25 protein-coding genes are annotated in these 22,676 nt (G+C 71.0%); 12 read left to right on the plus strand and 13 right to left on the minus strand.

The window, feature by feature from the left end:
* Positions 1–147 precede the first annotated feature (147 nt).
* Both ABZ070_RS21930 and ABZ070_RS21935 read right to left on the minus strand, forming a co-directional pair.
* On the minus strand, positions 148–315 hold the full coding sequence (locus tag ABZ070_RS21930; protein ID WP_356636345.1) for a hypothetical protein: 168 nt from the start codon (positions 313–315) through the stop codon (positions 148–150).
* Positions 316–608: 293 nt separating this feature from the next.
* Positions 609–977 carry a hypothetical protein gene (locus tag ABZ070_RS21935; RefSeq protein ID WP_356636347.1) on the minus strand — a complete coding sequence of 123 codons (369 nt, stop codon included), beginning with the start codon at positions 975–977 and terminating at the stop codon, positions 609–611.
* 203 nt (positions 978–1,180) lie between these two features.
* On the opposite strand from ABZ070_RS21935, the gene ABZ070_RS21940 reads away from it, so the two are divergent.
* Positions 1,181–1,483, plus strand: a complete 303-nt coding sequence (locus tag ABZ070_RS21940) for a DUF6355 family natural product biosynthesis protein (protein WP_356636391.1) — start codon at positions 1,181–1,183, stop codon at positions 1,481–1,483.
* Between the two features lie 168 nt (positions 1,484–1,651).
* Here the strand turns inward: ABZ070_RS21940 and ABZ070_RS21945 are convergent, their stop codons facing one another.
* The 6 genes from ABZ070_RS21945 to ABZ070_RS21970 all read right to left on the minus strand — a co-directional run bounded on the left by ABZ070_RS21945 (position 1,652) and on the right by ABZ070_RS21970 (position 7,080).
* On the minus strand, positions 1,652–2,002 hold the full coding sequence (locus ABZ070_RS21945) for a hypothetical protein (RefSeq protein ID WP_356636349.1): 351 nt from the start codon (positions 2,000–2,002) through the stop codon (positions 1,652–1,654).
* Positions 2,003–2,272: 270 nt separating this feature from the next.
* Positions 2,273–2,791 carry a metallophosphoesterase gene (locus ABZ070_RS21950; protein ID WP_356636351.1) on the minus strand — a complete coding sequence of 173 codons (519 nt, stop codon included), beginning with the start codon at positions 2,789–2,791 and terminating at the stop codon, positions 2,273–2,275.
* A gap of 155 nt (positions 2,792–2,946) precedes the next feature.
* Complete coding sequence (locus ABZ070_RS21955) at positions 2,947–4,035, minus strand: acyl-CoA dehydrogenase family protein (RefSeq protein WP_356636353.1); 1,089 nt, start codon at positions 4,033–4,035, stop codon at positions 2,947–2,949.
* 38 nt (positions 4,036–4,073) lie between these two features.
* The gene (locus ABZ070_RS21960; RefSeq protein ID WP_356636355.1) at positions 4,074–5,063 is read right to left on the minus strand and encodes an acyl-CoA dehydrogenase family protein; all 990 of its coding nucleotides are present in this window, start codon (positions 5,061–5,063) and stop codon (positions 4,074–4,076) included.
* Positions 5,063–6,232 carry an acyl-CoA dehydrogenase family protein gene (locus ABZ070_RS21965; protein ID WP_356636357.1) on the minus strand — a complete coding sequence of 390 codons (1,170 nt, stop codon included), beginning with the start codon at positions 6,230–6,232 and terminating at the stop codon, positions 5,063–5,065. The genes ABZ070_RS21960 and ABZ070_RS21965 overlap by 1 nt, the downstream gene beginning before the upstream one ends.
* On the minus strand, positions 6,232–7,080 hold the full coding sequence (locus ABZ070_RS21970) for an enoyl-CoA hydratase (protein WP_356636359.1): 849 nt from the start codon (positions 7,078–7,080) through the stop codon (positions 6,232–6,234). The genes ABZ070_RS21965 and ABZ070_RS21970 overlap by 1 nt, the downstream gene beginning before the upstream one ends.
* Positions 7,081–7,157: 77 nt before the next feature.
* Here ABZ070_RS21970 and ABZ070_RS21975 point away from each other — a divergent pair, with 77 nt between their 5' ends.
* From ABZ070_RS21975 to ABZ070_RS21990, 4 genes are read left to right on the plus strand one after another with little or no spacing between them, the layout of a single operon-like run.
* Positions 7,158–8,324, plus strand: coding sequence for an acyl-CoA dehydrogenase family protein (locus tag ABZ070_RS21975; protein WP_356636361.1), 1,167 nt, complete (start codon positions 7,158–7,160; stop codon positions 8,322–8,324).
* Positions 8,321–9,109: an SDR family oxidoreductase gene (locus ABZ070_RS21980; RefSeq protein WP_356636363.1), complete on the plus strand. Its 789-nt coding sequence runs from the start codon at positions 8,321–8,323 to the stop codon at positions 9,107–9,109. The genes ABZ070_RS21975 and ABZ070_RS21980 overlap by 4 nt, the downstream gene beginning before the upstream one ends.
* A gap of 48 nt (positions 9,110–9,157) precedes the next feature.
* Positions 9,158–9,811 carry a TetR/AcrR family transcriptional regulator gene (locus tag ABZ070_RS21985; RefSeq protein WP_356636365.1) on the plus strand — a complete coding sequence of 218 codons (654 nt, stop codon included), beginning with the start codon at positions 9,158–9,160 and terminating at the stop codon, positions 9,809–9,811.
* Positions 9,793–10,950 carry an acetyl-CoA C-acetyltransferase gene (locus ABZ070_RS21990; RefSeq protein ID WP_356636367.1) on the plus strand — a complete coding sequence of 386 codons (1,158 nt, stop codon included), beginning with the start codon at positions 9,793–9,795 and terminating at the stop codon, positions 10,948–10,950. Before ABZ070_RS21985 ends, ABZ070_RS21990 begins: the two co-directional genes overlap by 19 nt.
* Positions 10,951–10,979: 29 nt before the next feature.
* On the opposite strand, the gene ABZ070_RS21995 is transcribed toward ABZ070_RS21990, so the two are convergent.
* The 4 genes from ABZ070_RS21995 to ABZ070_RS22010 are packed head-to-tail and all read right to left on the minus strand — an operon-like array spanning position 10,980 to position 14,482.
* Complete coding sequence (locus tag ABZ070_RS21995) at positions 10,980–12,044, minus strand: nitronate monooxygenase (protein WP_356636369.1); 1,065 nt, start codon at positions 12,042–12,044, stop codon at positions 10,980–10,982.
* On the minus strand, positions 12,037–12,810 hold the full coding sequence (locus ABZ070_RS22000) for a CoA-transferase (RefSeq protein WP_356636371.1): 774 nt from the start codon (positions 12,808–12,810) through the stop codon (positions 12,037–12,039). The genes ABZ070_RS21995 and ABZ070_RS22000 overlap by 8 nt, the downstream gene beginning before the upstream one ends.
* Positions 12,807–13,661: a CoA-transferase gene (locus ABZ070_RS22005; protein WP_356636393.1), complete on the minus strand. Its 855-nt coding sequence runs from the start codon at positions 13,659–13,661 to the stop codon at positions 12,807–12,809. Before ABZ070_RS22005 ends, ABZ070_RS22000 begins: the two co-directional genes overlap by 4 nt.
* Before the next feature lie 14 nt (positions 13,662–13,675).
* Positions 13,676–14,482, minus strand: a complete 807-nt coding sequence (locus ABZ070_RS22010) for an enoyl-CoA hydratase family protein (protein WP_356636373.1) — start codon at positions 14,480–14,482, stop codon at positions 13,676–13,678.
* A 78-nt stretch (positions 14,483–14,560) separates the two neighbouring features.
* Here ABZ070_RS22010 and ABZ070_RS22015 point away from each other — a divergent pair, with 78 nt between their 5' ends.
* From ABZ070_RS22015 to ABZ070_RS22025, 3 genes are all read left to right on the plus strand, one after another.
* A complete protein-coding gene (locus ABZ070_RS22015) occupies positions 14,561–15,337 on the plus strand; it encodes an SDR family oxidoreductase (protein ID WP_356636375.1) in 777 nt (258 codons plus the stop codon).
* 87 nt (positions 15,338–15,424) lie between these two features.
* Positions 15,425–16,336 (plus strand): SDR family oxidoreductase, encoded by a 912-nt coding sequence (locus ABZ070_RS22020; RefSeq protein ID WP_356636377.1) that lies wholly within the window; start codon positions 15,425–15,427, stop codon positions 16,334–16,336.
* A gap of 67 nt (positions 16,337–16,403) precedes the next feature.
* Positions 16,404–16,715 (plus strand): hypothetical protein, encoded by a 312-nt coding sequence (locus ABZ070_RS22025; protein ID WP_356636379.1) that lies wholly within the window; start codon positions 16,404–16,406, stop codon positions 16,713–16,715.
* A gap of 113 nt (positions 16,716–16,828) precedes the next feature.
* Here ABZ070_RS22025 and ABZ070_RS22030 read toward each other — a convergent pair whose 3' ends face one another.
* Positions 16,829–17,218: a hypothetical protein gene (locus tag ABZ070_RS22030; protein WP_356636381.1), complete on the minus strand. Its 390-nt coding sequence runs from the start codon at positions 17,216–17,218 to the stop codon at positions 16,829–16,831.
* A 262-nt stretch (positions 17,219–17,480) separates the two neighbouring features.
* Between ABZ070_RS22030 and ABZ070_RS22035 the strand changes: the two genes are divergently transcribed.
* The 4 genes from ABZ070_RS22035 to ABZ070_RS22050 all read left to right on the plus strand — a co-directional run.
* Positions 17,481–19,196: an enoyl-CoA hydratase-related protein gene (locus ABZ070_RS22035; RefSeq protein WP_356636383.1), complete on the plus strand. Its 1,716-nt coding sequence runs from the start codon at positions 17,481–17,483 to the stop codon at positions 19,194–19,196.
* A gap of 55 nt (positions 19,197–19,251) precedes the next feature.
* The gene (locus tag ABZ070_RS22040; RefSeq protein WP_356636385.1) at positions 19,252–20,340 is read left to right on the plus strand and encodes a hydrogenase expression protein HypE; all 1,089 of its coding nucleotides are present in this window, start codon (positions 19,252–19,254) and stop codon (positions 20,338–20,340) included.
* Positions 20,341–20,407: 67 nt separating this feature from the next.
* Positions 20,408–22,189 (plus strand): nickel-dependent hydrogenase large subunit, encoded by a 1,782-nt coding sequence (locus ABZ070_RS22045; RefSeq protein WP_356636387.1) that lies wholly within the window; start codon positions 20,408–20,410, stop codon positions 22,187–22,189.
* Positions 22,186–22,676 (plus strand): hypothetical protein (locus ABZ070_RS22050; protein ID WP_356636389.1); only part of this gene is annotated, 491 nt, incomplete at its 3' end. The genes ABZ070_RS22045 and ABZ070_RS22050, both read left to right, overlap by 4 nt.

Below are 22,676 nucleotides of genomic sequence, written 5' to 3' on the forward strand. Positions count from 1 at the left end.
GGAACTCCGACCCGTCCCGGTCGGCGTACGCGACCTCGAACCCCTCGATTGGTGGCCCGGCGGACCCGCCCGACAGCACCTTCAACAGCCCACCGCTTCACCGGTCCACGGCTGCAACGGTCCGCCGTGATGGGGGCGGGCGGGGCGTCAACGCCCGGTGGGCCGACGCTTTCCCCGTGCCGGCTCCGACTCGTCGACCTCGGCAGGGCCGTCGGCGAACTCGTCGGTGTCCGTGAGGAAGTCACCGTCGGCGTAAGCCGGTTCGAGGAACAGATCGTTCCACGCAGGCGAGGCGGGCGAAGCCGGAGACTTCAAGGATGCGGTGTTCTGAGCAGCGGACACGGAGTTCCCCCGGAGATTCAAAGAGACGGCTGAAGTGCACGGACATGCCCGGCCGGACCGCCCGCATCTTCCCTGCGCCCGCACCGGCCGAAGAGGTGGATGCACGGCGCGGATCGTTTTGCCGCCGTCGGTATATGTGTGACGGGGACATGCTTGCACAGACATCGGACGAGCGGCCAACCGTATCCCGCGGCCCACTGATTCCGACGTCTCGTCATGGGGCGTCCGCCGCTTGAGCCGCGGACGCCCCCGGGATGCCGGGAGCACTATGCCGCGGTCGTGACGTCGATCGCGGGCGTCGCGGACCTCGCCTCGGCCTTCAGCGCCTGGCGGGCCTCCACCCGCTTCTCGGCCTCGACCGCGTCCCAGTAGGGGTGCGAGGCGATGCGGATCGAGAGGTCGGTGCACTCCATCCGCAGCCGCTTCACCACCCGCTTCTGCTCCTCGGTCCAGCCGGGGCTGTCTTCACGGCCACCGGTGACCTCGCCGGTGTGCGGATGCTCGGTGCCCGGCCAGCCCGCCATGGGCTCCACGCTCCACGGCAGAGCGCGACAGAGGGCGGCCAGCTCGGAAGTTGCCTGGTGAAGGCGGGTCTGCGCGGTGCGCAGATCGTCGGGGAAGTCGGTTCCGGCCATGCACTGAACCATACTCCTGTTCGATTTCGAATGGCGAGTACAACACGGCAACGCGCGGCATCCAGTGCGCGTCCAAGAACTCGATCGGCTGCACTGCCGCGTCCGTACGGATCAATCCGCCCGATCTCCGGCGATCGGTCCCGCGATCATCATGTGCCCGCGTGAATCAGCACCCGGGCACAAGGTTCGACGAGGAGATCATGATGCGTGTTCGTCATGCGCTGCTGGCCGCTGGTGCCGCTGCCGCCCTGGCCTTCGGGTCCGTCCCTGCCGCTACGGCCGCGACTGCCACTGCGGTGCCCGGCCCGGCAGCCATGAACCCCTGCGGGTTCTACAAGACCGCGTCCGACGCCCACTACAACCACTGCACCGGGGACGGCTCGCGCATCGTCATTGAGATCGAGGTCTTCGGCCCCAACTACGAGTGGTGCGTGGGTCCTGGCGAGACATGGCTGGGATCGGCGAGCAAGATCCAGGGCGCTCGGTACGTCGGCCGCACCTGCTGACTCCCGACGCACTGAAGGGCCGGTCGGCCCGGACGGAATGAAGGGGCGAGGCGGCTCGCTCCCCTCCTGAAGAACGCGCGGCCGGCCCGGATCGGCTCGCGTCCTCACCGGGGGGATCTGCTTCAGGAGGCAGCCGCCTCGTCCGAGCCGGCCGGCCGGGCGTCGCGGTCAGGCTGCGGCTGAGAACGCCGTGGAGATCGCGGTGTCCGTGCGGGCATGGATGACGAGACGCGTTCCGGTGGTGTCCGCGTTCGACTCGAGCAGGCGCCGGGCCGGTGCGCTGTGCGTGGCGACGGACATCAGCACCCCGAGGTGGTTGCACATGCGGTGGGCTCTGAGTACGGCGCTGACCGCCGCGCTGCCGGCGGCCTGTTCCTCGAGAACGATGACGACGGGGGCCGGCCGGTGGAGGTGGACGAGATCGCTGATCTCTTTCGAGAGTGCTGCCCGCTGACCGATGCCAGGGTCGGTGTGCACAGTGATGACCAGGACGCCGTGTTGGATCAAGTGGGACAGCATCACTGCCTCCGATTCCTGCCCTCGTGGGGGCGAACTTGGCTGTAGTGAAACTGCCCCGTCCTGGGTTCGCAATGCGCCACGCGATCGGTGAGAACCACGCCGCCCCGTCCGGTAGCGGCCCGAAGGGCAGGAGCAGCGAGCATGCAGCCCCGCCGCACTCTTGTGCCGTCCCTCGTACTCACCCGCGCCGTGCGCCCGTTCGGGTGACCCGCGACCCTTTCGGCCGCCACCGACACGGCACGCACAACCGTGCCGCGGGGCCTGGCGAGGTCAGGTGGAGGGGCGACCACCTCGTGGTGGCAGGCGGTGCAGCCGGACGTCGGTCAGTCGGCCCTCGGCGACGCGGGCCGTCATGAACGTGCAGTGCGGCTGCCGTCGACGGTCCGTGGGCGAGCCGGGGTTGAGCAGTCGCAGGCCACCCGTGGCAAGGGTGTCCCACGGAATGTGGCTGTGTCCGAAAACGAGTACGTCGAGGTCGGGGAAGCGGGCTGCGCATCTGGCCTCGCGTCCGGCGGCGGGACCCGTCTCGTGGACGACTCCGAACCGGAGCCCGCCGACTTCGGCGCGGGCGACCTCGGGCAGCCGGGCGCGCAGGGCGGGTCCGTCGTTGTTTCCGTACACGGCCACGAGGCGCGCCGCACGGGCCTCGAGCAGATCCAGGGTGGCCTCGTCGACCCAGTCTCCCGCGTGGATCACCACATCGGCCTTGTCGAGCTCTGCCAGGAGCTCCGCGGGCAGATGCCGCGCGCGCTTGGGGACATGGGTGTCGGAGATCAGGAGGAGTCGCATCCCCCTACCCTGCCGAAATCCCGGCCGGAATGCTTGCGGCCGTGCAGCCGGTGTCCTGCGGTCACGATGCCCGTGTTCAGGGTGGTGCGGCGTCGGTCGCCGCGGTCGACGATCAAGAGTGGCGCGACGACGAGGCCGGCCCTGCCCCTGCCCCGTCACGATCCGTTACGGCGCACCCCCACCAGCCCCAGGCCGGCGGCGAGGCGGGCGCGATGCCATGCCGGCGGGCCGAACAGCCGGCTGGAGCCGTGCGCGCGCTTGAAGTAGCGGTGCGCGTCGTGTTCCCACGTGATGCCGATGCCCCCGTGCAACTGGATCATCTCGCCCGCCACCCAGGAGAACGCCACCGAGCAGGCCGACTTGGCGACCGCGGCGCACCGGGTCAGCGCGGGCGACTCCTCGGCTGCCGCGAACGCCGCGCCGAGCGCGGCCGAACGCGCCGACTCGACGAGCACATAGGCGTCAGCGAGCCGGTGCTTGACCGCCTGGAAGGAGCCGATGGGCCGCCCGAACTGGATGCGGTCCTTGGCGTGCGCGACGGTGAGTTCGAGACAGCGCTCGGCCGCCCCGGTCTGCTCGGCGGCGAGCGCCGTGCAGGCCAGGTCCAGTACGTGCTGCAGAATCCGCTCTCCGTCGCCGTCGGCGCCGACGAGCCGGCCCTCTGCGCCGCGAAGAATTACGCGCGACTGGGCCCGTGACCGGTCCATCGTGACCGCCGCTTCGCGGCTCACTCCCGTACCGTCCACGGCCACCTGGAAGAGCGAGGCCCCCGCGTCCGTACGGGCCGCGACGAGGAGGACGTCGGCTTCACAGCCGTCCAGCACATGCTCCTTGGTCCCGTCGAGCCGCCACGTCCCGCCGGGCCGGCGGGACGCGGTGCAGCGGATCGCCGCCGGGTCCCACGAGCCCCGCTCGGCCCAGGCCAGTGCCCCTGTGGTGCTGCCGGCGGCGAGCTGCGGCAGCAGCCGCGCGCACGCCGCTCCGTCGTCCGAGGCGAGCAGCGCCTGCGCCGCGAGAACGGCGGAGCCGAGGAAGGGAACCGGACTGAGCCCTCGCCCCAACTCCTCCATCACCACATGGACTTCCCTCGCACCGCAGCCCGCCCCGCCGTATCGCTCCGGAACGGCGAGACCCGCGACCCCGATCTGCCCGGTCAGGGGAAGCCAGGCCGCCGCGCCCGCGTGGCGGGTCAGGAGCGACCGTACGGCACCTCGCAGTTCTTCCTGCTCCTCGGTCGGTCTCATGGGTGCGCTCCGTCCTGTGCGGCCTGTCCCAGGTGGTCTCAAGCGGTCAGCACGCGGGCGCGGCATGCGGCGGGGGTGCCCCAGGCCGACCGCAGAGCGCGGGCCTTGCGGATCCACAGTGAGAGATCCAGCTCGTCGGTGTAGCCGATGGCGCCGTGGATCTGCAGAGCGGTACCGGCCGCGGTGCAGGCCGCCTCGCATGCGGCCACCTTCGCGGCCGCGATCCGGCGACCGACGTCCGGATCGTCCTGCGCCAGGGCGAGTGCGGCGGCAAGGATCAACGGCTCGGCGAACTCCAGACCGATCAAGGCGTCGGCCAACCGGTGCTTCACCGCCTGGAAGGACCCGATCGGCACCCCGAACTGGGTCCGCTGCTCGGCGTGGGCGACGGTACGGGCCAGCAGGGTACGGCCCAGCCCGAGTGACTGAGCGGCCGTGACCAGTGCGGCGACATCGGCGGCATGTGCGGCCGCGGCTGCCACGGCGTGACCTCGCGCCACGAGCTGGTTCCCCCTGGGGCGGAACAGCCGGCGGACCGGATCGAGGGACAACTGGACGGGCCCGGCCCCGTCCGACAGCCGTACGGTGTTGCCGTCGACGACAAGGACAACGTCGGCGGCGTCGGCGTCCAGGGCGTACGGGCCGGCGGCGGAGAGCAGACAGAGTGAGGCGACGGTCTTGCCGGTGGCGATGCCGGGCAGCCACGCGTCGGCCGCCGTTTCGTCGCCGAGCCGGTCGAGGAAGGCCGCGGCGGCCACCGTCTCGACCAGCGGCCCGGGCGCGGCATGGCGGCCGATTTCGGTGAAGGCGACGCCCAGTTCCACCGGCAGCGGCCCCAGGCCGCCGTGCCGCTCCGGTACGGCGAGCGCGAAGACCCCGGCGTCGGCCAGCCTCGCCCACAGCGCGCGCCCCGGGGCATGGTCGCCGGACGCCCACGCACGTGCCACGCCCGGGGTCCCGGCCGCCGCGAGCATGCCGTCCAGGGAGCGGGCGAACTCCCGCTGCTCCTCGTCGAGGAGGAACCGCATCACCGGCGTCCTTTCGGCAGGCCGAGCAGCCGCTCGGCGATGATGTCGCGCTGGATCTCGTTGGTGCCGGCGTAGATCGGGCCGGCCAGCGCGAACGTGTAACCCTCGGCCCAACTGCCGTGCGCCGGCGCTTCCCCGGCCCGGTCGGCGAGCTCCCCGTACGGGCCGAGAATGTCCAGGGCGGTCTCGTGCAGCGCGATGTCGAGCTCGGACCAGAAGACCTTGTTCAGGCTCGACTCGGCGCCGATCGCGCCGCCGGCGGCGATGCGCGAGGCGGCCGCGTAGGTGAACAACCGGTAGGCGCGGGCGCCGATCACCGCGTCGGCCACCCGGTCGCGCAGGGCCGTGTCGGACGGATCCGCCCTGTCGCGCCACAGGGCCGTCAGACGGTCGGCCGCGGCGGTGAAACGGCCGGGGCTGCGCAGCGTCAGCCCGCGTTCGTTGCCGGCGGTGCTCATGGCCACCCGCCAGCCCTCGCCGGGCTCGCCGATGACGTCCTTGTCGGGCACGAAGACCTCGTCCAGGAAGAGTTCGGCGAAGGCGGGCTTGCCGTCGAGCCGGCCGATGGGCCGGACCGTCACGCCCGGCGCGTCGAGCGGGAACATCAGATACGTCAGCCCGTGGTGTGGCCTGCCGGCGTGGGGGTGACTGCGGAAGAGGCCGAAGGCGCGGTCGGCGAATGCGGCGCGGGAGGACCAGGTCTTGTGGCCCTCGAGCAGCCAGCCGCCTTCGGTCCGCACGGCGGTCGAGCGCAGGGAGGCGAGGTCGGAGCCGGAGTCCGGTTCCGACCACGCCTGGGCCCAGATCACGTCGCCGCTCGCCATCGGTGGCAGGATGCGGGCCCGCTGCTCGTCGGTGCCGTGCTCGAACAGAGTGGGGGCGAGCAGGCTGATGCCGTTCTGGCCGACCCGGCCCGGCGCGCCTGCCGCGTAGTACTCCTCCTCGAAGATCAGCCACTCGAGAAGCGAGGCGCCCCGGCCTCCGTGCTCCGTCGGCCAGGAGACCACCGACCAGCGGTCGGCGAACAGCGTGCGCTCCCATTCCCGGTGCGCGGCGAACCCCTCCGCGGTCTCCAGCGAGGGCAGCGGGACGTCCGGCACGTGGTCGTCGAGCCAGGCGCGGGCCTCGGCCCGGAAGGCATCCTCGGCGGCGGTGAAGCGCAGGTCCATCAGGAGCCCGCCTTCTTCATCGCGCGGACGTCCATGCCGGCCAGCGCGTCCGAAGCCGTCTCCGCGTTGTGCGCATGAGCGAGGTGGTGCAGCCCGAAGACCGAGTCCATGCCGGTGTGCAGGCCCTGCAGATCCTCGGCCTGGTTGACCGCACGCTTCGTGAGCGCCAGCCCCATGCGCGGCATCTCGGCGATCCGGTTCGCCAACTCCATCGCCGTTTCGGGCAGTTCGGCGCGGGAGACGACGCGGTTGACCATGCCGACCTCGTACGCGCGCCGGGCGCTCATCCGGTCTCCGGTGTACAGGAACTCCTTGGCGATCCGCGGCGGCATCACCCACGGGTGGGCGAAGTACTCGACCCCGGGGATGCCCATGCGGACCACCGGGTCGGCGAAGAACGCGTCCTCGGAGGCGACGATGAGGTCGCACACCCAGGCGAGCATCAACCCGCCCGCTATGCAGGCGCCCTGGACCGAGGCGATCACCGGCTTGGGCAGCTCACGCCAGCGGCGGCACATGCCCAGATACACCTCGGACTCGCGGGCGAAGCGGCTCTCCGCGCCGGCCTTGTCCGAGTGGTCCCACCACAGCCCGGCCCTGCGCTCGAACGGCAGGTGGGCGTCGCGCTCCGGGGTTCCGATGTCGTGCCCGGCGCAGAAGTGCTCACCCGCTCCCGCCAGGACCACGACCTTGACGGCGTCGTCGTCGGCGGCCCGGTAGAAGGCGCGGTCGAGGGCGTACGTCATCGCGGAGTTCTGGGCGTTGCGGTAGTCGGGCCGGTTCAGGGTCACCAGGGCGACGGGGCCCCGGAGTTGGTAGCGGACCGGCTCTGTGGGGGCAGCGGACATCCGCCCTCCTTCCCTAACAAGTGTTTGGTAGGTTAACGTACGGGCGGTGGGCCGTCGAGATCGGCAGGGGAGCCGGAATGAACGCCGTCGAGGAGTTCAGAGCGGAGGTCCGGGACTGGCTGGCCGCCAACCTCTCCGGAGACTTCGCCGGCCTGCGGGGCCGCGGCGGACCCGGCCGCGAGCACGAGTGCTTCGCCCAACGGCTGGCGTGGGAGCGGCACATGGCGGCGGCCGGCTGGACGTGCGTCGGCTGGCCGAAGGAGCACGGAGGGCGCGGCGCGACCATCGAGGAGCAGGTCGCCTTCCATGAGGAGTACGCCCTCGCCAACGCGCCCGCCCGGGTCGGTCACATCGGGGAGCAGCTGCTGGGACCCACCCTTGTCGCCCTCGGCACCCCCGCGCAGCAAAGGCGCTTCCTCCCGGCGATCGTCGCGGCCCGGGAGCTGTGGTGCCAGGGCTACAGCGAGCCGGACGCGGGATCGGACCTCGCGGGCGTACGGACGCGGGCGGAACGGGACGGCGACGAGTGGGTGATCACGGGGCAGAAGATCTGGACCTCGCTCGCCCACGAGGCCGACTGGTGCTTCGTCGTCGCCCGCACCGAGCCCGGCGCCACCCGCCACCAGGGGCTGTCCTACCTCCTGGTCCCCATGGACCAGCCCGGGGTGGAAGTCAGGCCGATCACCCAGCTGACCGGCACCTGCGAGTTCAACGAGGTGTTCTTCGACGCCGCCCGCACCCACGCCTCCCACGTCGTCGGCGTGCCGGGTGAGGGCTGGCAGGTGGCCATGGCGACCCTCGGCTTCGAGCGCGGCGTCTCCACCCTCGGCCAGCAGGTCGGCTTCCGCCGCGAACTCGAGACGCTCATCGATCTGGCCGTGCGCAACGGAGCCGCCGACGACCCGCTGATCCGCGACCGCCTCGCCCGGGCGTGGGTCGGCGTCGAGACCATCCGATTCAACGCCCTGCGCATGCTCGACGGCGTCGCGGCCGGAGCCCCGGGCCCCGAGGCGTCCATCGGCAAGATCTTCTGGTCGACGTGGCACCGCGAGCTGGGCGAGCTCGCCATGGACGTGTGCGGGGCCGGCGGCATGCTGGCCGCGGGAGAGCCGTACGAACTCGACGACTGGCAGCGGCTGTTCCTCTTCTCCCGCGCCGACACCATCTACGCGGGCTCCAACGAGATCCAGCGGAACATCATCGCCGAGCGGGTGCTCGGCCTGCCGAAGGAGCCACGCCCATGAGCCAGGCGCCACCGCCGTACGTACCGGGCCACCGGCTGCTCGCCGGCCGCACAGCCGTCATCACCGCCGCCGCCGGCGCGGGCATCGGCGGGGCGACCGCCAGACGCCTGCTGGAGGAGGGCGCGGACATCGTCCTTTCCGACGCCCACACCCGCAGGCTGAAGGAAACCGAGACACTGCTCGCCGCCGAGTTCGGCGCGGAACGAGTCGCGGCCCTGCCGTGTGACGTCACCGACGAAACCCAGATCGCCGCACTGTTCGACCTCGCGGAACAACGCCACGGCCGCCTCGACATCGTGGTCAACAACGCCGGACTCGGCGGAACCGCCGATCTGGTAGAGATGACCGACGCCCAGTGGGACACGGTTCTCGACGTCACCCTCAACGGCACCTTCCGCTGCACCCGCTCCGCACTGCGCCGCATGAAGGCCACCGGAAGCGGCGGCGTCATCGTCAACAACGCCTCGGTGGTGGGCTGGCGGGCCCAGCGCGGGCAGGCCCATTACGCAGCCGCCAAGGCGGGAGTCATGGCCCTCACCCGGTGTGCGGCCGTCGAAGCAGCGGACTACGGCGTGCGCGTCAACGCCGTCGCACCCAGCCTGGCGATGCATCCGCATCTGGTGAAGGTCACCACCCCGGAACTGCTGGCGGAACTCACCGCTCGTGAGGCGTTCGGCCGGCATGCCGAACCGTGGGAGGTCGCCAACGTGATCGTCTTCCTGGCGGGGGGCTACTCGTCGTACCTGACCGGAGAGGTCCTCTCCGTCAGCAGCCAGCACGCCTGATGCCGCGATGAGCCGGTGCCGGGGACCAGCGACAGCAGGAGGACCGCGATGAAGCCGGCGCCGGAGCGCCGGAACGAACTTCTCGCCACCGCGGCCGAGGTGTTCGCCGAGCAGGGGTACGACGCCACCACCGTCCGCGAGATCGCCGACGCGGCCGGGATCATGGCGGGAAGCCTCTACTACCACTTTGACTCCAAGGAGTCGATGCTCGACGAGATCCTCTCCACCTTCCTGGAAGACCTGTGGGCCGGGTACGACGCCGTACTCGCCGCGGGGCTCGGCCCCAGGGAGACGATCGAAGCACTGGTGACCGAATCCTTCCGCGAGATCGACCGGCACCGCGCCGCCGTGGCGATCTACCAGAAGGAGTCCCGGCACCTCTTGGCGCAGCCCCGCTTCACCTACCTCTCCGCATCGCAGCGCAGGTTCGAAAAGGCATGGCTCAGAACCCTCGAGCGCGGGGTGGCGGCCCATGTCTTCCGTGCCGACCTGGACATCCGGCTCACCTACCGCTTCGTCCGCGACACGGTGTGGGTGGCCGCCTCCTGGTACCGCCCGGGCGGACGGCACGGCCCCGAGGAGATCGCCCGCCAGTACCTCTCCATGGTGCTGGACGGCGTCGCACTGCGGAGGCGACACGAACACGAGCGACGTGACTACCCTGACAACAAGGAGCAGCAGCCATGCCCGAGGCCTACATAGTCGAAGCCGTACGCACCCCGGTCGGGAAGCGGGGCGGCGGTCTGTCCACGGTCCATCCGGCCGACCTCGGCGCCCACGCGCTGAAGGCGCTGGTGGAGCGTTCGGGCATCGACCCGGCGGCCGTCGAGGACGTCGTCCTCGGCTGCCTCGACACCGTCGGACCGCAGGCCGGTGACATCGCCCGCACCTGCTGGCTCGCGGCCGGGCTGCCCGAAGAGGTGCCCGGTGTCACCGTGGACAGGCAGTGCGGATCTTCCCAGCAGGCGGTCCACTTCGCGGCACAGGCCGTCATGTCCGGCACCTGCGACCTCGTCGTCGCCGGCGGCGTGCAGAACATGTCCCAGGTGCCCATCGCCTTCGCGAGCCGCCAGGCCGCCGAGCCTTTGGGGCTGACCGAGGGCCCGTTCGCCGGCTCCGCGGGCTGGCGTGTCCGCTACGGCGACCGGCCCGTCAACCAGTTCCACGGCGCCGAGCTGATCGCGAAGAAGTGGGACATCACCCGGGAGGCGATGGAGGAGTTCGCTCTGCGCTCGCACCGGCGGGCCGTCCGCGCCATCGACGAGGGCCGCTTCGCGCGCGAACTGATCCCCTACGGTGACGTGACGACCGACGAGGGACCGCGCCGGGACACCTCCTTGGAGAAGATGGCCGGCCTGCGCCCCCTCGTCGACGGCGGCCGGCTGACCGCCGCGGTCTCCTCGCAGGTGTCCGACGGCGCCTCCGCCATGCTGCTGGCGAGCGAGCGAGCCGTTCGGGAACACGGACTGACGCCCCGGGCGCGTGTCCACCACCTCTCGGCACGCGGCGAGGACCCGATCCGGATGCTCTCCGCCCCGATCCCGGCAACCGCCCACGCCCTGAAGAAGACCGGGATGTCGATCGACGACATCGACCTGGTCGAGATCAACGAGGCGTTCGCGTCCGTGGTGCTGGCCTGGCTCAAGGAGACCGGAGCCGACCCTTCCCGGGTCAACGTCAACGGCGGGGCCATCGCGCTGGGCCACCCGCTGGGCGCCACCGGGACCAAACTGATGACGACACTGCTCCATGAACTCGAGCGCACCGGCCGCCGATACGGCCTGCAGACCATGTGCGAGGGCGGCGGCCAGGCCAATGTCACCATCATCGAACGCCTGTGACGGCCGGTGCGGGGCTCCTGGACCAGGAGTCAGGGCGTATGCGGCAGTGCACGGAGCGTGGCGAGCGCTTCCGCCATGACCCGTTCGATCAGCTCGGCGCAGGACGGCAGGTCGTCGATCAGCCCAGCCACCTGGCCGGCCGCCATCACACCGAGATCGGTGCGCCCGTCGACCATGGCGGCCCGCAGCATCATCGGCGTGTTGGCGGCCAGCAGGACCTGACTCCATGACAGTTCCTTGCCGTGCCGCATCGCCAGACCGTCGCGGACCATCTCTGCCCAGCCCATGCCCGTTTCGCGACGGAACGCTGCCGCGTGGCGCAGCGCCCGCAGCAGGGAGGCCGCTCTGCCCGAGCGTTCCAGGGAACCGACGAGTTCGGTGCGCAGCATCCGGTGCGGCAGGCCGTCGACCTTGGTGGTGACGGTGACGTCCTTGACGGTCGCGGCCAGATACCGGGACTTCACCGCATCGGGGACCGTGCTGTCGGAGGTGAGCAGGAAGCGGGTGCCCATGGCGATCCCGGAGGCGCCGTAGGCCAGTGCCGCGACGAGTCCGCGCCCGTCCCGGAATCCACCGGCCGCGATCACCGGGATGTCGACGGCGTCCACGACCTGGGGGAGCAGAACGCCGGTGGCGACGTCCCCGGTGTGGCCGCCGCCCTCACCGCCCTGCACCAGGACGGCGTCGGCGCCCCAGGCGGCGATCTTCTCGGCGTGCCGCCCGGCCCCGACGGACGGGATGACGATCACCCCGGCGTCCTTGAGCCGCGCGATCAGCTCCCGGGAGGGCGCGAGCGCGAACGAGGCGACCCGCACACCCTCGTCGATGATGATGCGCACGCGCTCGGCCGCGTCACCGGCGTCCGCCCGCAGGTTGACTCCGAACGGCGCGGCGGTACGGGACCTCACCTCCCGTACGGAGGAACGGAGCTGTTCGACGGTCATGGTCGCCGAGCCGAGGATTCCCAGCGCGCCCGCTTCTGCGGCGGCCGACACCAGCCGCGGCCCGGCGACCCATCCCATGCCGGTCTGCACGAGCGGGTGCCGTACGCCGACGAGCCGGGTGAGCGGTGTGGCGATCGCGGCGTCACTCATGCGGGACCTCGCGGTGGCGCAGCGCCTTGGGATCAATCACCTCGCGGACGAGCCACAGTTCCTCGTCGGTGGGCTCTCGGGTGAACGGGACGCCGGCGGGGATCGTGAGCGGGAATCCGGTGGCGTCGACGACCTGCTCGACCGTGACACCCGGATGCAGGGACCGCAGCCGCATCGTCCGGTCGGCGGTCTCGAAGTCGAAGACGCCCAGGTCGCTGACGACGTCCGGGATGCGGTGGTAGCGGGACGCGGTGGGTCCGGCGGCGGCCGCACGGTCGTGGCCGACGCCGCAGACCATGTCGACGCGTTCGACGAACACCCGGGCGGAGTGCCGCGGGACCCAGTAACTCGTCGGATTGTTCAGTGTGTTGACGGGCGCGCCGCGTACCCCGAGCAGCTGCCGCGTGGGCCGTGACCAGTCACCGATGCAGGAGATGTTCTGGTTCCCGTACCGGTCGAGCTGGCTCGCGCCCATCATCACGTGCCGCCGTCCCGTGGCGACCAGGGCCAGATGCTGCCGGTACGGCAGCCAGCCCTCCACCACGCCGGGCGGGGTGCCGAGTGCCGGGGTGTCGCCGGCGAGGAAGGCCTCCCCGTCGGTGAGCAGGAGATCGGGGGAGAAGGTGAGCTTCGCCAGCCGGGCGCCGATCGTGGGGACGGTGCCCATCGGGCTCGCCAGTACTTCGCCCGCGTCCCGCCAGGATTCGGCGCAGGCCACCACGCAGTACTCGGCCCGTGTCGCGGCCGCCGTGTCCACACCGGTCATGCTGCTGCCCCCTCCTCGCGGAACGCCGCCACGGCGGCCTGATAGGCGTCCTCGTCCCCCGACAGGAACCGTTTTCGGAAGGCTCGCCAGGCGTCCTGCTCGCGGGCGGCCTGTGCGTAGGCGCGCTGGAACCTCTCGTCGCGGTCGTAGTCCGGGGCGCAGGAGGTGAAGTGGGCACCGAGCGGGGTCTCGACCACGCCGTTCACGAACGCGCGCTTGACCAGCAGGGACTGCGGCCCGTGGTCCTTCAGGAGGTCCGCGGTGTCCACGATGCGTTCGCAGCTCAGGTACGCCCGGTCGGCCGCCTCGCAGAACAGGTCGTCGAAGTAGGGATCGGGGCCGAGGTACTGGCCGTTGCCGTGCGCGTCGGCCCTGTTGACGTGCACGAGCGCGGCGTCCAGCCGCAGCGCGGGTACGGCGACGAGCTCCTCACCGTCCTCGTACGGGGAAGTGACCGTACGCAGGGACGGATTGACGCTCATCACGTCCGATGCGAGGCCGGCGCGGACAGGCATGAAGGGCAGCCGCTGCGCGGCGGCGGTCAGCCCCCACATGAGCATGGCTTCGTCGAACTCCACCATCGTGAACGCCGCGCGTTGGCGGGCCCTTTGGAAGTGCGGTTCCAGGGGGATGGAATCGAGGGTGGCGAAGGCGGCGACCAGCTTGCGGATCTTTCCCGCCGCGGCGAGCAGCCCGACATCCGGGCCGCCGTACGAGACGACGGTCAGGTCTTGGATGCCGGAGCGCAGCAGGGCGCGCACCAGTGCCATTGGCTTGCGCCGCGATCCCCACCCGCCGATGCCGATGGTCATGCCGCTCTCGAGCCGGTCGACCACCTCCTCGGCGGTCATCGTCTTGTCCCTCGTCACGTCTGCTGCTCCTTGTCGGTGGTCGGGCCGTCGAGGGCGTCGGGTGCGCCGGCACCGGGCACGACGGCGGCGAAAGTGGTGCCGCGTACGCGGTCGGCGACGCCGCTGAGATTCGCCTCGAAGGTGAAGCCCTGCTCGAAGCGGTAGCTGCGGCGGACGTCAACGGGGTCGATGCCGTTGATCGCGGCCTTGGCCAGGCGGATCAGCGTCCCGTCCTTGGCGGCGATCTCCCGCGCCAACCCGAGGGCCGACGCCCGGAGTTCGGCTCGAGGGACCACGCGCCACACCGAGCCGTGGGCGTGCAGTTCGGCCGCGGTGACGGTGCGCGAGGTGTAGTACAGGGTCCGCATCAGATGCTGGGGGACCAGGCGGGCGAGATGTGTGGCGGCACCGAGCGCGCCCCGGTCCAGTTCCGGCAGTCCGAAGGTGGCGTCGTCGGCGGCGACGATCGCGTCCGCGTTGCCCACGAGTCCGATGCCGCCGCCCAGGCAGAAGCCGTGCACGGCGGCGACGACAGGCACTTCGCAGTCGTAGACCGCGGCGAACGCCGCGTAGCAGCCGCGGTTGGCGCCGACGAGAGCCGCGTGTCCTTCGGCTCGCTGTATCTCCTTGATGTCGACGCCCGCGTTGAAGCCCCGGCCCTCGGCGGCCAGGACCACGCAGCGCACCGCCGGGTCGGCGCCGGCGCGGCGGACGGCGCCGGCCACGTCGTACCAGCCCTGCACGGGAAGGGCGTTGACGGGAGGGAAGTCCACGGTGACGACGGCGATTCCGTCTTCAGGTACGGAGGTGGAGACACCCATGGGCGGATCAGCTACCTTTCCACCAAACGTTTGTTAGGTGGAACATAGCAGCGGTCCGTCCGCTGCGGGAGGTGCCAATTGCCGGCGATCATCGACCTGTCAGGGACCGTCGCCGTCGTCACCGGCGGAACACGGGGCGTCGGCGCGGGCATCACCCGGGCGTTGCTCGAAGCCGGCGCGGACGTCGTGACCTGTGCGCGCAGGCCACCGGACACGCCGGTCGAGGCGGGGGGACGCACGGCCGGATTCGTTCCCGTCGACCTGCGTGAGCCGGAGGCGGTCGAAGCCTTCTTCCGGCAGCTGCACCGCGACCACGGGCGACTGGACACGCTCGTCAACAACGCCGGAGGAACCCCGTTCCGGCTGCTCGGCGAGGCCGGAGCCGTACGCCACGCCCGCGTGGTCGAACTGAATCTCACCGCGCCCCTGACAGCAACGCTCGCGGCCTACGAGATCATGCGCGGTCAGCGGACCGGTGGCTCCGTGATCATGATCGGCAGCGTGAGCGGCACCCGCCCCTCACCCGGCACCGCCGCCTACGGCGCGGCCAAGGCGGGCCTGGACAACCTTGCCCGGTCCATGGCCGTGGAATGGGCGCCGGCGGTACGGGTCAACACCCTCGTCCTCGGCATGGTCCGCACCGAACTCTCGCATCTGCACTACGGGGACGAGGCCGGCGTCGCGGCCGTCGGCCGGACCGTGCCGCTCGGCCGGCTCGCCGAACCCGCCGAGATCGGCGACGCCTGCGTCTTCCTCGCCTCCCCGCGTGCCGCGTACGTGACCGGAGCGAGTCTGCTCGTCCACGGCGGAGGCGAACGCCCCGCCTTCCTCGACGCCGCCACCGTCAACAACTGACCACCGGGTCGACACCGTCCCCGGCATCCGCGACGGCGGGCTCGGCCAAACACCCGGGACCCGCCCCGGAAAGACAGGAGATGCACGATGACCGGACTGTGCACAGGAGGCGTCGCCGCCGTCACCGGTGCCGGCCGCGGCCTCGGCCGCGCCCATGCCCTCGCCCTGGCAGCGGCAGGCGCCAGGGTCGTCGTCAACGACCTCGGCACCGGGCTCGACGGCACCGGAGACGGCGCCGGCCCCGCCCAGCAGGTCGCCGAAGAGATCCGCGCTCTGGGCGGCGAGGCCGTCGCCCACGGAGGCGATGTTGCCACCACCGACGGCGCAGCCGCACTCGTCGCCCTCGCCCTCGACACCTTCGGCCGCCTCGACGCCCTGGTCAACAACGCCGGATTCCTGCGCGACCGCATGCTCGTCAACCTGGAGGAGGACGACTGGGACGCGGTCATGCGCGTCCACCTCAAGGGCCACTTCCTGCCGCTGAAGTACGCCGCCGAGCACTGGCGGGCCGAGGCCAAGGCCGGCCGCCCGCCGCAGGCACGTGTCGTCAACACCAGCTCCGGCGCAGGGCTGGCGGGAAGTGTCGGCCAGGGGAACTACTCCGCGGCGAAGGCCGGCATCGTGGGCCTGACGCTCGTGGCCGCCGCCGAACTCGGCCGCTACGGGATCCAGGTCAACGCCATCGCCCCGGCCGCCCGCACACGGATGACCGAGCATGCCTTCGCCCGGGCGATGACCGCGCCGGGCGAGGGGGAGTTCGACGCGATGGCCCCCGAGAACGTCTCCCCGCTCGTCGTCTGGCTCTCTTCCGCCGCGTCCGCCGGAGTCACCGGCAGGGTCTTCGAGGCGGAGGGCGGCCGGATCACCGTCATGGAGGGCTGGCGGCCGGGCCCGACGGCCGACAGGGGCGCCCGCTGGACACCGGCCGAAGCGGGCGAGGCGGCACTGAAACTACTGGCCGCCGCCGAGCCGCCGCAGCCGGTGTACGGGGCGCGGTAGGGCCGAGCCTGCCGCCGCCGGCCGCCGGCCGTGGCGTCGCGGGCACTGGCAGGCGCACACTGGGTGCATGAGCGACTTCCGGGGTGACGTCACGGTGATCGCCGGCGACGTGGAGTATCCGGCCTGGGCCGATCTGCTCTCCTGGGCCGAACAGCGCCAAGCGGGTGCGCTCGATCCGCCCGAGGGTGACGTTCCTGGGCTGTCGGTGTGGAACGGCAGCCTCAAGGTGGCCGACTGGGAGGTCGTGGAAGCCCTGACGCACGGCCAGGAACTCGAACTGCGGCTGCCCGACGGCCGAGTCGGCAGGTGCGTCGTCAGCCGCCACAGTTCCGAGGCCGGGCTCATGGTGATCGAGGGAAGCGGAGCCCCGCCCTTCTGACACCTTCTGACGCCGAGCGCCCTTCCGGTGCCGAGCACCGCCCCCATGACACACGGACTGACACACGGAGCCCCGCCCTTCCGGGCGGGGCTCCGCCTTGTTCGCGCCAGGACCTACCCCGGTCGGCGCTTGCCCTGGCGGGGCTTGTCGGGGTCGACGCCGGTGAACGCGGAGTCGTCCTTCGTCCCGGTGGGGCGTTGCGAGCGGCCCTTGCGGCCGGTGTCCCGCATGCCCTTCTCCGACTCGCCGCCGTACTCCTCGCCGCTCGGGGTCTCGCTCTTCACCGTGTCGCCGGGAACGGACCCCTTCTCCTCCTTGGAAACCTTCCTGCCCTTGCCGGGGCTGCCCGCATGCTCCTCGGCGTGGAAGGAACGCCGGGCGCTGGGGTTGTCCTGTTGGCGGGTCTCGTCCACGTCCGGGGACCAGCCGTGCTGCTCGGTCCCCCGGTGACGGCTCGGGCCTTTGCCGTGTGAGGGCTGTGATGACTTGGGTTCCTTGGCCATGCGCCGACCTGCCTGTCCGAAGTCGCGGGGGCACTCCTGTGGTGCCAGGTGTACTGCGATTCTCCCACTCAGGGATCAGTCCGGCATATGGGTCGATTCGAATCCGACCGTCGCGCCGCTCGGGCCATGTGGCCGGAATCGTGATGCTTACGAGTGAAGTGGGCGCCGTATGCCCGCACCCACGTGCGGTTGTGTCCGACCATCGCAGGCAGTCGGCTGTGTCGAGCGGCCAAGAAGGCCGCACCACTGCGGGAGGGCCGCCATGCGGATCTTGCTCGTCGCCAGCGCGTACAACAGTCTCACCCAGCGGGTCCACGCCGAACTGTGTGACCGCAGGCATGCCGTGGCCGTGGAGGTCACGCCGGACGGCTCGGCGGTGCGCGCCGCGGTGCAGCGGCACCGGCCCGACCTCGTGGTGGCGCCGCTGCTGAAAACCGTGGTTCCCCGGGACGTGTGGATGGCCTCCACCTGCCTCATCGTGCATCCGGGGCCGGTGGGGGACCGCGGACCGTCCTCGCTGGACTGGGCGATCGACGAGGGCGCCGACACGTGGGGCGTCACCGTGCTGCAGGCCGACGAGGAGATGGACGCCGGCGACGTCTGGGCGGCCGTCGGCTTTCCCGTCCCCCGGGTCGCGAAGAGCGACCTCTACCGGAACGAGGTTTCCGACGCCGCACTCGAGGCGGTGCTGCTGGCCGTCGACCGTTTCGCGTCGGGCACCTACGTTCCCCGGCAGCAGCACGGCCTTCCGCAGTCGGCCATGGCGCGGACCCGGCCGTACTTCCGTCAGGAGATGCGCCGGATCTCCTGGCACGACGACTCCACGGAAACGGTCCTGCGCAAGCTGCGCGCCGCGGACTCGCAGCCCGGCGTGCGGGACGAGCTGCTCGGTGGCGAATGGTTCCTCCACGGCGGCCACGCGGAGGACACGCTGCGCGGCCGGCCCGGTGAGCTGCTGGCCACGCGTGCGGGCGCCGTCTGTCGCGCGACGGCCGACGGGGCGGTGTGGATCCCCGAACTGCGGGCCCGCCGCGGTCCCGGGCTGCCGCGCGCCTGCAAACTGCCCGCCACTCTCGCGCTGGCCGACCGACTGCCGCCGCTGCCCGAGATCCCCGTGCCCGCGCACGCGGCCGAGGGCAACGGCACCTGGAGCGACATCCGCTACCGGGAGGAGGGACCGGTCGGGGTCCTTTCCTTCTCGTTCCCCGGCGGGGCCATGAGCACCGATCACTGCCGCCGGCTGCTGGACGCCTACCGCGCGGCGTGCTCCCGTCCCACAGCCGTGCTGGTGCTGGGCGGCAGCCGGGACTTCTTCTCCAACGGCATCCACTTGAACGTCATCGACGCGGCAGCCGACCCCGCCGCGGAGTCCTGGGCCAACATCAACGCCATGAACGACCTGGTGGAGGCCGTTCTGACCACCACCGACCGGCTCGTGGTCAGCGCGATCGGCGGCAACGCCGCCGCCGGCGGCGTCATGTTCGCCCTGGCCGCGGACGAGGTCTGGTGCCGGTCGGGCTCCGTGCTCAACCCGCACTACCGGCGCATGGGCCTGTACGGCTCGGAGTACTGGACGTACACCCTGCCCCGCAGGGTGGGCGGCCCCATGGCGAAGCGGCTCACCGAGGAGGCCCGGCCGGTGTCGGCAGCCGCCGCGCAGAGCATGGGACTCGTCGACCGGGTCGTCGACTGCGCTCCGCGGGACTTCGCGGCCGAGGTCACCCGATTGGCCGCACGGCTGGCGGCGCTCCCCACCGCCGCGCTGCGCGTCGCCACCAAGAAGGCGGAAAGCGAGCGCCGCGCGTCCACGAAGCCGCTGGCCGCCTACCGCGAGGAGGAACTCACCCACATGCTGCGCACCTTCTCGGACCCCGGCGCGCCGTACCACGCCCTGCGCCGTGCATTCGTGCGGAAGCAGGCGGCTCCCGCAGACGCCGGGCGTCCGGGTGCGGTGGCGGCGCGCCCGGACGACTGTTAGCAAGATCGAAGGCCCGTATGAGGCCTTTGCCGCAAACCTCCCAGGAGGCGTACTCATGAACGCAGGAACGCCGACCACGGTCGAAGAGCCCGGCGCGTCCGGTACGCCCGGCAGCGACGAGTCGCCGATCCACATCCTCTGGATCAACGCCGGGCTGAGCTGCGACGGCGATTCGGTCGCGCTGACGGCAGCCATGCAGCCCAGCATCGAGGAGATCGCGCTCGCCGGTCTGCCGGGCCTGCCCAAGATCGCCGTCCACTGGCCGCTGATCGACTTCGAATGCGGGCCCGTCGGTGGGGCGGACACCTTCATCGAGTGGTTCTTCAAGGGGGAGCGCGGCGAGATCGACCCGTTCGTGCTGGTGATCGAGGGCTCCGTGCCCAACGAGGCGATCAAGCAGGAGGGTTACTGGTGCGGCTTCGGCGACAACCCGGAGACCGGCCAGCCCGTCACCACCAGTGAATGGATCGACCGGCTGGCGCCCAAGGCCCTCGCCGTCGTCGCGATCGGTACCTGCGCCACCTATGGCGGCATCCACGCCATGGCCGGCAATCCGACCGGCGCGATGGGCGTGCCCGACTACCTGGGATGGGACTGGAAGTCCAAGGCGGGCATCCCCATCGTGTGCGTTCCCGGCTGCCCCATCCAGCCCGACAACTTCGCGGAAACCCTGACCTACCTTCTCTACCAGGCCGCAGGGTCCGCTCCGATGATCCCCCTCGACGACAAGCTCCGGCCGACGTGGCTGTTCGGCGCCACCGTCCACGAGGGCTGCGACCGGGCCGGCTACTACGAGCAGGGCCAGTTCGCCACGACCTACGACTCTCCCAAGTGCCTCGTCAAACTGGGCTGCTGGGGACCCGTCGTCAAGTGCAACGTACCCAAGCGCGGCTGGATGAACGGAATCGGCGGCTGCCCGAACGTGGGAGGCATCTGCATCGCCTGCACCATGCCCGGATTCCCGGACAAGTTCATGCCGTTCATGGACGAACCTCCCGGCGGCAAGGTCTCCAGCACAGCCAGCGGCGTGTACGGCACCGTGATCCGCAGGCTGCGGACCATCACCGCCAAGACGGTGGACCGCGAGCCCAAGTGGCGGCACACCGGCCAGAAGATCACCACGGGCTACCGGCCGCCGTGGTGACCGCTCCCCACCAGGCCACCGACTCCCTCTCCTGCTCGCAGAACTGACGAAGGGCACCGCACACACAATGGCATCCTCGACGACGACCGGTGACGGCACCGGCCTGGTGGAGATGGCCTGGGATCCGATCACCCGGATCGTGGGAAGTCTCGGCATCCACGCAAAGATCGACTTCAAGCAGAAGCGCGTCGCGGAGTGCTACAGCACCTCGTCGGTCTTCCGCGGCTACAGCGTTTTCATGCGCGGCAAGGACCCGCGCGACGCGCACTTCATCACCAGCCGGATCTGCGGCATCTGCGGTGACAACCACGCCACCTGCTCCGTGTACACCCAGAACATGGCGTACGGCGTGAAGCCGCCGCACCTCGGCGAGTGGATCATCAACCTCGGCGAGTCCGCCGAGTACATGTTCGACCACAACATCTTCCAGGAGAACCTGGTCGGGGTCGACTACTGCGAGAAGATGGTCCGCGAGACCAACCCGGGCGTCCTCGAACTGGCCGAACGCACCGAGGCGCCGCACGCCGCCGACCACGGCTACCGCACCATCGCCGACATCATGCGCTCCCTCAACCCCCTCGAGGGCGAGTTCTACCGCGAGGCGCTCCAAGTCAGCCGGTACACGCGGGAGATGTTCTGTCTCATGGAGGGACGCCACGTCCACCCCTCCACGCTGTACCCGGGCGGCGTCGGCACGATCGCGTCCGTCCAGCTCTTCACCGACTACCTCTCCCGCCTCATGCGGTATGTGGAGTTCATGAAGCGCGTCGTCCCACTGCACGACGACCTCTTCGACTTCTTCTACGAGGCACTGCCCGGATACGAGGAAGTGGGCCGCCGGCGTGTGCTGCTCGGCTGCTGGGGAGCGCTCAACGACCCCGAGTACTGCGACTTCACCTACGCCAACATGAGCGACTGGGGCCGGCGCATGTTCGTCACCCCCGGCGTCATCGTGGACGGCAAGCTCGTCACCAACGACCTGACCGAGATCAACCTCGGCATCCGCATCCTGCTCGGCAGTTCGTACTACGAGGACTGGCAGGGCCAGGAGCAGTTCGTCACCCACGACCCGCTCGGCAACCCGGTCGACCCGCGCCACCCCTGGAACCAGCACACCATTCCCGCCCCGCAGAAGCGGGACTTCGGCGACAAGTACAGCTGGGTCATGTCGCCGCGCTGGTTCGACGGCAAGGACCACCTGCCGCTGGACACGGGCGGCGGCCCGATCGCGCGCCTGTGGTCCACCGCCCTGTCCGGGCTCGTCGACATCGGGTACGTCAAGGCCACCGGCCGCAGCGTTGTCATCAACCTGCCGCGCACGATGACCAAGCCGGAGACCACCTTCGAGTGGAAGATCCCCGAGTGGAGCAACGCGCTGGAGCGCAACCGCGCCCGCACGTACTTCCAGGCCTACGCCGCGGCCGTCGCCCTGCACTGCGCGGAGAAGGGGCTCGAGGAGGTCCGCGCCGGACGCACCCAGACCTGGGAGAAGTTCGAGGTGCCGGACGAGTCCATCGGCGTCGGCTTCACCGAGGCGGTGCGCGGTGTCCTCTCGCACCACATGGTCATCAGGGACGGCAAGATCGCCAACTACCACCCGTACCCGCCGACGCCGTGGAACGCCTCCACCCGCGACACCTACGGCACCCCCGGGCCCTACGAGGACGCCGTGCAGAACACGCCGATCTTCGAGGAGAACCCGCCGGAGAACTTCAAGGGCATCGACATCATGCGGGCCGTGCGCAGCTTCGACCCCTGTCTTCCGTGCGGTGTCCACATGTACGTGGGCGCCGGGAAGACGGTGAAGTCGATGCATGTGCCCACCGGGCTGAGCGGCCTCGCCGGATGAGCGCGCCGACCGCGGAGCAGGCGGGCCGGCAGGTCGAGGAGGTCCTCGACCGGCTGGCCGCCACCCAGGACGCCGAAGCCTGCAAAGCGGCGGAGGAACTGGTTCGGGCGCTCATGGAGTTCTACGGCGCGGCGCTCGGCCGGGCAGTCGAACTGCTCCAGCACCCCGGCGCCCAGCCGCCCGGCACCCCGCTGGAGCGGCTGCTCGGCGACGAACTCGTCGCGAGCCTGCTGAACCTGCACGGGTTGCACCCGGACGACCTGCCCACCCGCATCGCGCGGGCCCTGGACGGCATTCCGCACCCCGTCGAGCACGCGGGCTTCGATCCGTCGACCGGTGTGCTGCGCCTGCGCGTCACGGCCTCGACGGGCTGCGGCTGCCCCAGCACCCAGGAGTCGGTCCGGCAGGCGGCTGTCGACGCGCTCGCCTGCTTCGCGCCCTCGGGCAGCTCCAGCGCGTTGATCTTCGACTGGAGCGCGGTGCTCAC

This window comes from Streptomyces sp. NPDC006283, from assembly GCF_040613325.1.
Taxonomy (GTDB): domain Bacteria; phylum Actinomycetota; class Actinomycetes; order Streptomycetales; family Streptomycetaceae; genus Streptomyces.

Coding starts and splice junctions, on each gene's coding strand:
- ABZ070_RS21935 (WP_356636347.1), bottom strand. CDS start 977: ATGGCCGGAACCGACTTCCCCGACGATCTGCGCACCGCGCAGACCCGC.
- ABZ070_RS21940 (WP_356636391.1), top strand. CDS start 1,181: ATGCGTGTTCGTCATGCGCTGCTGGCCGCTGGTGCCGCTGCCGCCCTG.
- ABZ070_RS21945 (WP_356636349.1), bottom strand. CDS start 2,002: ATGCTGTCCCACTTGATCCAACACGGCGTCCTGGTCATCACTGTGCAC.
- ABZ070_RS21950 (WP_356636351.1), bottom strand. CDS start 2,791: ATGCGACTCCTCCTGATCTCCGACACCCATGTCCCCAAGCGCGCGCGG.
- ABZ070_RS21955 (WP_356636353.1), bottom strand. CDS start 4,035: ATGAGACCGACCGAGGAGCAGGAAGAACTGCGAGGTGCCGTACGGTCG.
- ABZ070_RS21960 (WP_356636355.1), bottom strand. CDS start 5,063: ATGCGGTTCCTCCTCGACGAGGAGCAGCGGGAGTTCGCCCGCTCCCTG.
- ABZ070_RS21965 (WP_356636357.1), bottom strand. CDS start 6,232: ATGGACCTGCGCTTCACCGCCGCCGAGGATGCCTTCCGGGCCGAGGCC.
- ABZ070_RS21970 (WP_356636359.1), bottom strand. CDS start 7,080: ATGTCCGCTGCCCCCACAGAGCCGGTCCGCTACCAACTCCGGGGCCCC.
- ABZ070_RS21975 (WP_356636361.1), top strand. CDS start 7,158: ATGAACGCCGTCGAGGAGTTCAGAGCGGAGGTCCGGGACTGGCTGGCC.
- ABZ070_RS21980 (WP_356636363.1), top strand. CDS start 8,321: ATGAGCCAGGCGCCACCGCCGTACGTACCGGGCCACCGGCTGCTCGCC.
- ABZ070_RS21985 (WP_356636365.1), top strand. CDS start 9,158: ATGAAGCCGGCGCCGGAGCGCCGGAACGAACTTCTCGCCACCGCGGCC.
- ABZ070_RS21990 (WP_356636367.1), top strand. CDS start 9,793: ATGCCCGAGGCCTACATAGTCGAAGCCGTACGCACCCCGGTCGGGAAG.
- ABZ070_RS21995 (WP_356636369.1), bottom strand. CDS start 12,044: ATGAGTGACGCCGCGATCGCCACACCGCTCACCCGGCTCGTCGGCGTA.
- ABZ070_RS22000 (WP_356636371.1), bottom strand. CDS start 12,810: ATGACCGGTGTGGACACGGCGGCCGCGACACGGGCCGAGTACTGCGTG.
- ABZ070_RS22005 (WP_356636393.1), bottom strand. CDS start 13,661: ATGACCGCCGAGGAGGTGGTCGACCGGCTCGAGAGCGGCATGACCATC.
- ABZ070_RS22010 (WP_356636373.1), bottom strand. CDS start 14,482: ATGGGTGTCTCCACCTCCGTACCTGAAGACGGAATCGCCGTCGTCACC.
- ABZ070_RS22020 (WP_356636377.1), top strand. CDS start 15,425: ATGACCGGACTGTGCACAGGAGGCGTCGCCGCCGTCACCGGTGCCGGC.
- ABZ070_RS22025 (WP_356636379.1), top strand. CDS start 16,404: ATGAGCGACTTCCGGGGTGACGTCACGGTGATCGCCGGCGACGTGGAG.
- ABZ070_RS22030 (WP_356636381.1), bottom strand. CDS start 17,218: ATGGCCAAGGAACCCAAGTCATCACAGCCCTCACACGGCAAAGGCCCG.
- ABZ070_RS22035 (WP_356636383.1), top strand. CDS start 17,481: ATGCGGATCTTGCTCGTCGCCAGCGCGTACAACAGTCTCACCCAGCGG.
- ABZ070_RS22040 (WP_356636385.1), top strand. CDS start 19,252: ATGAACGCAGGAACGCCGACCACGGTCGAAGAGCCCGGCGCGTCCGGT.
- ABZ070_RS22045 (WP_356636387.1), top strand. CDS start 20,408: ATGGCATCCTCGACGACGACCGGTGACGGCACCGGCCTGGTGGAGATG.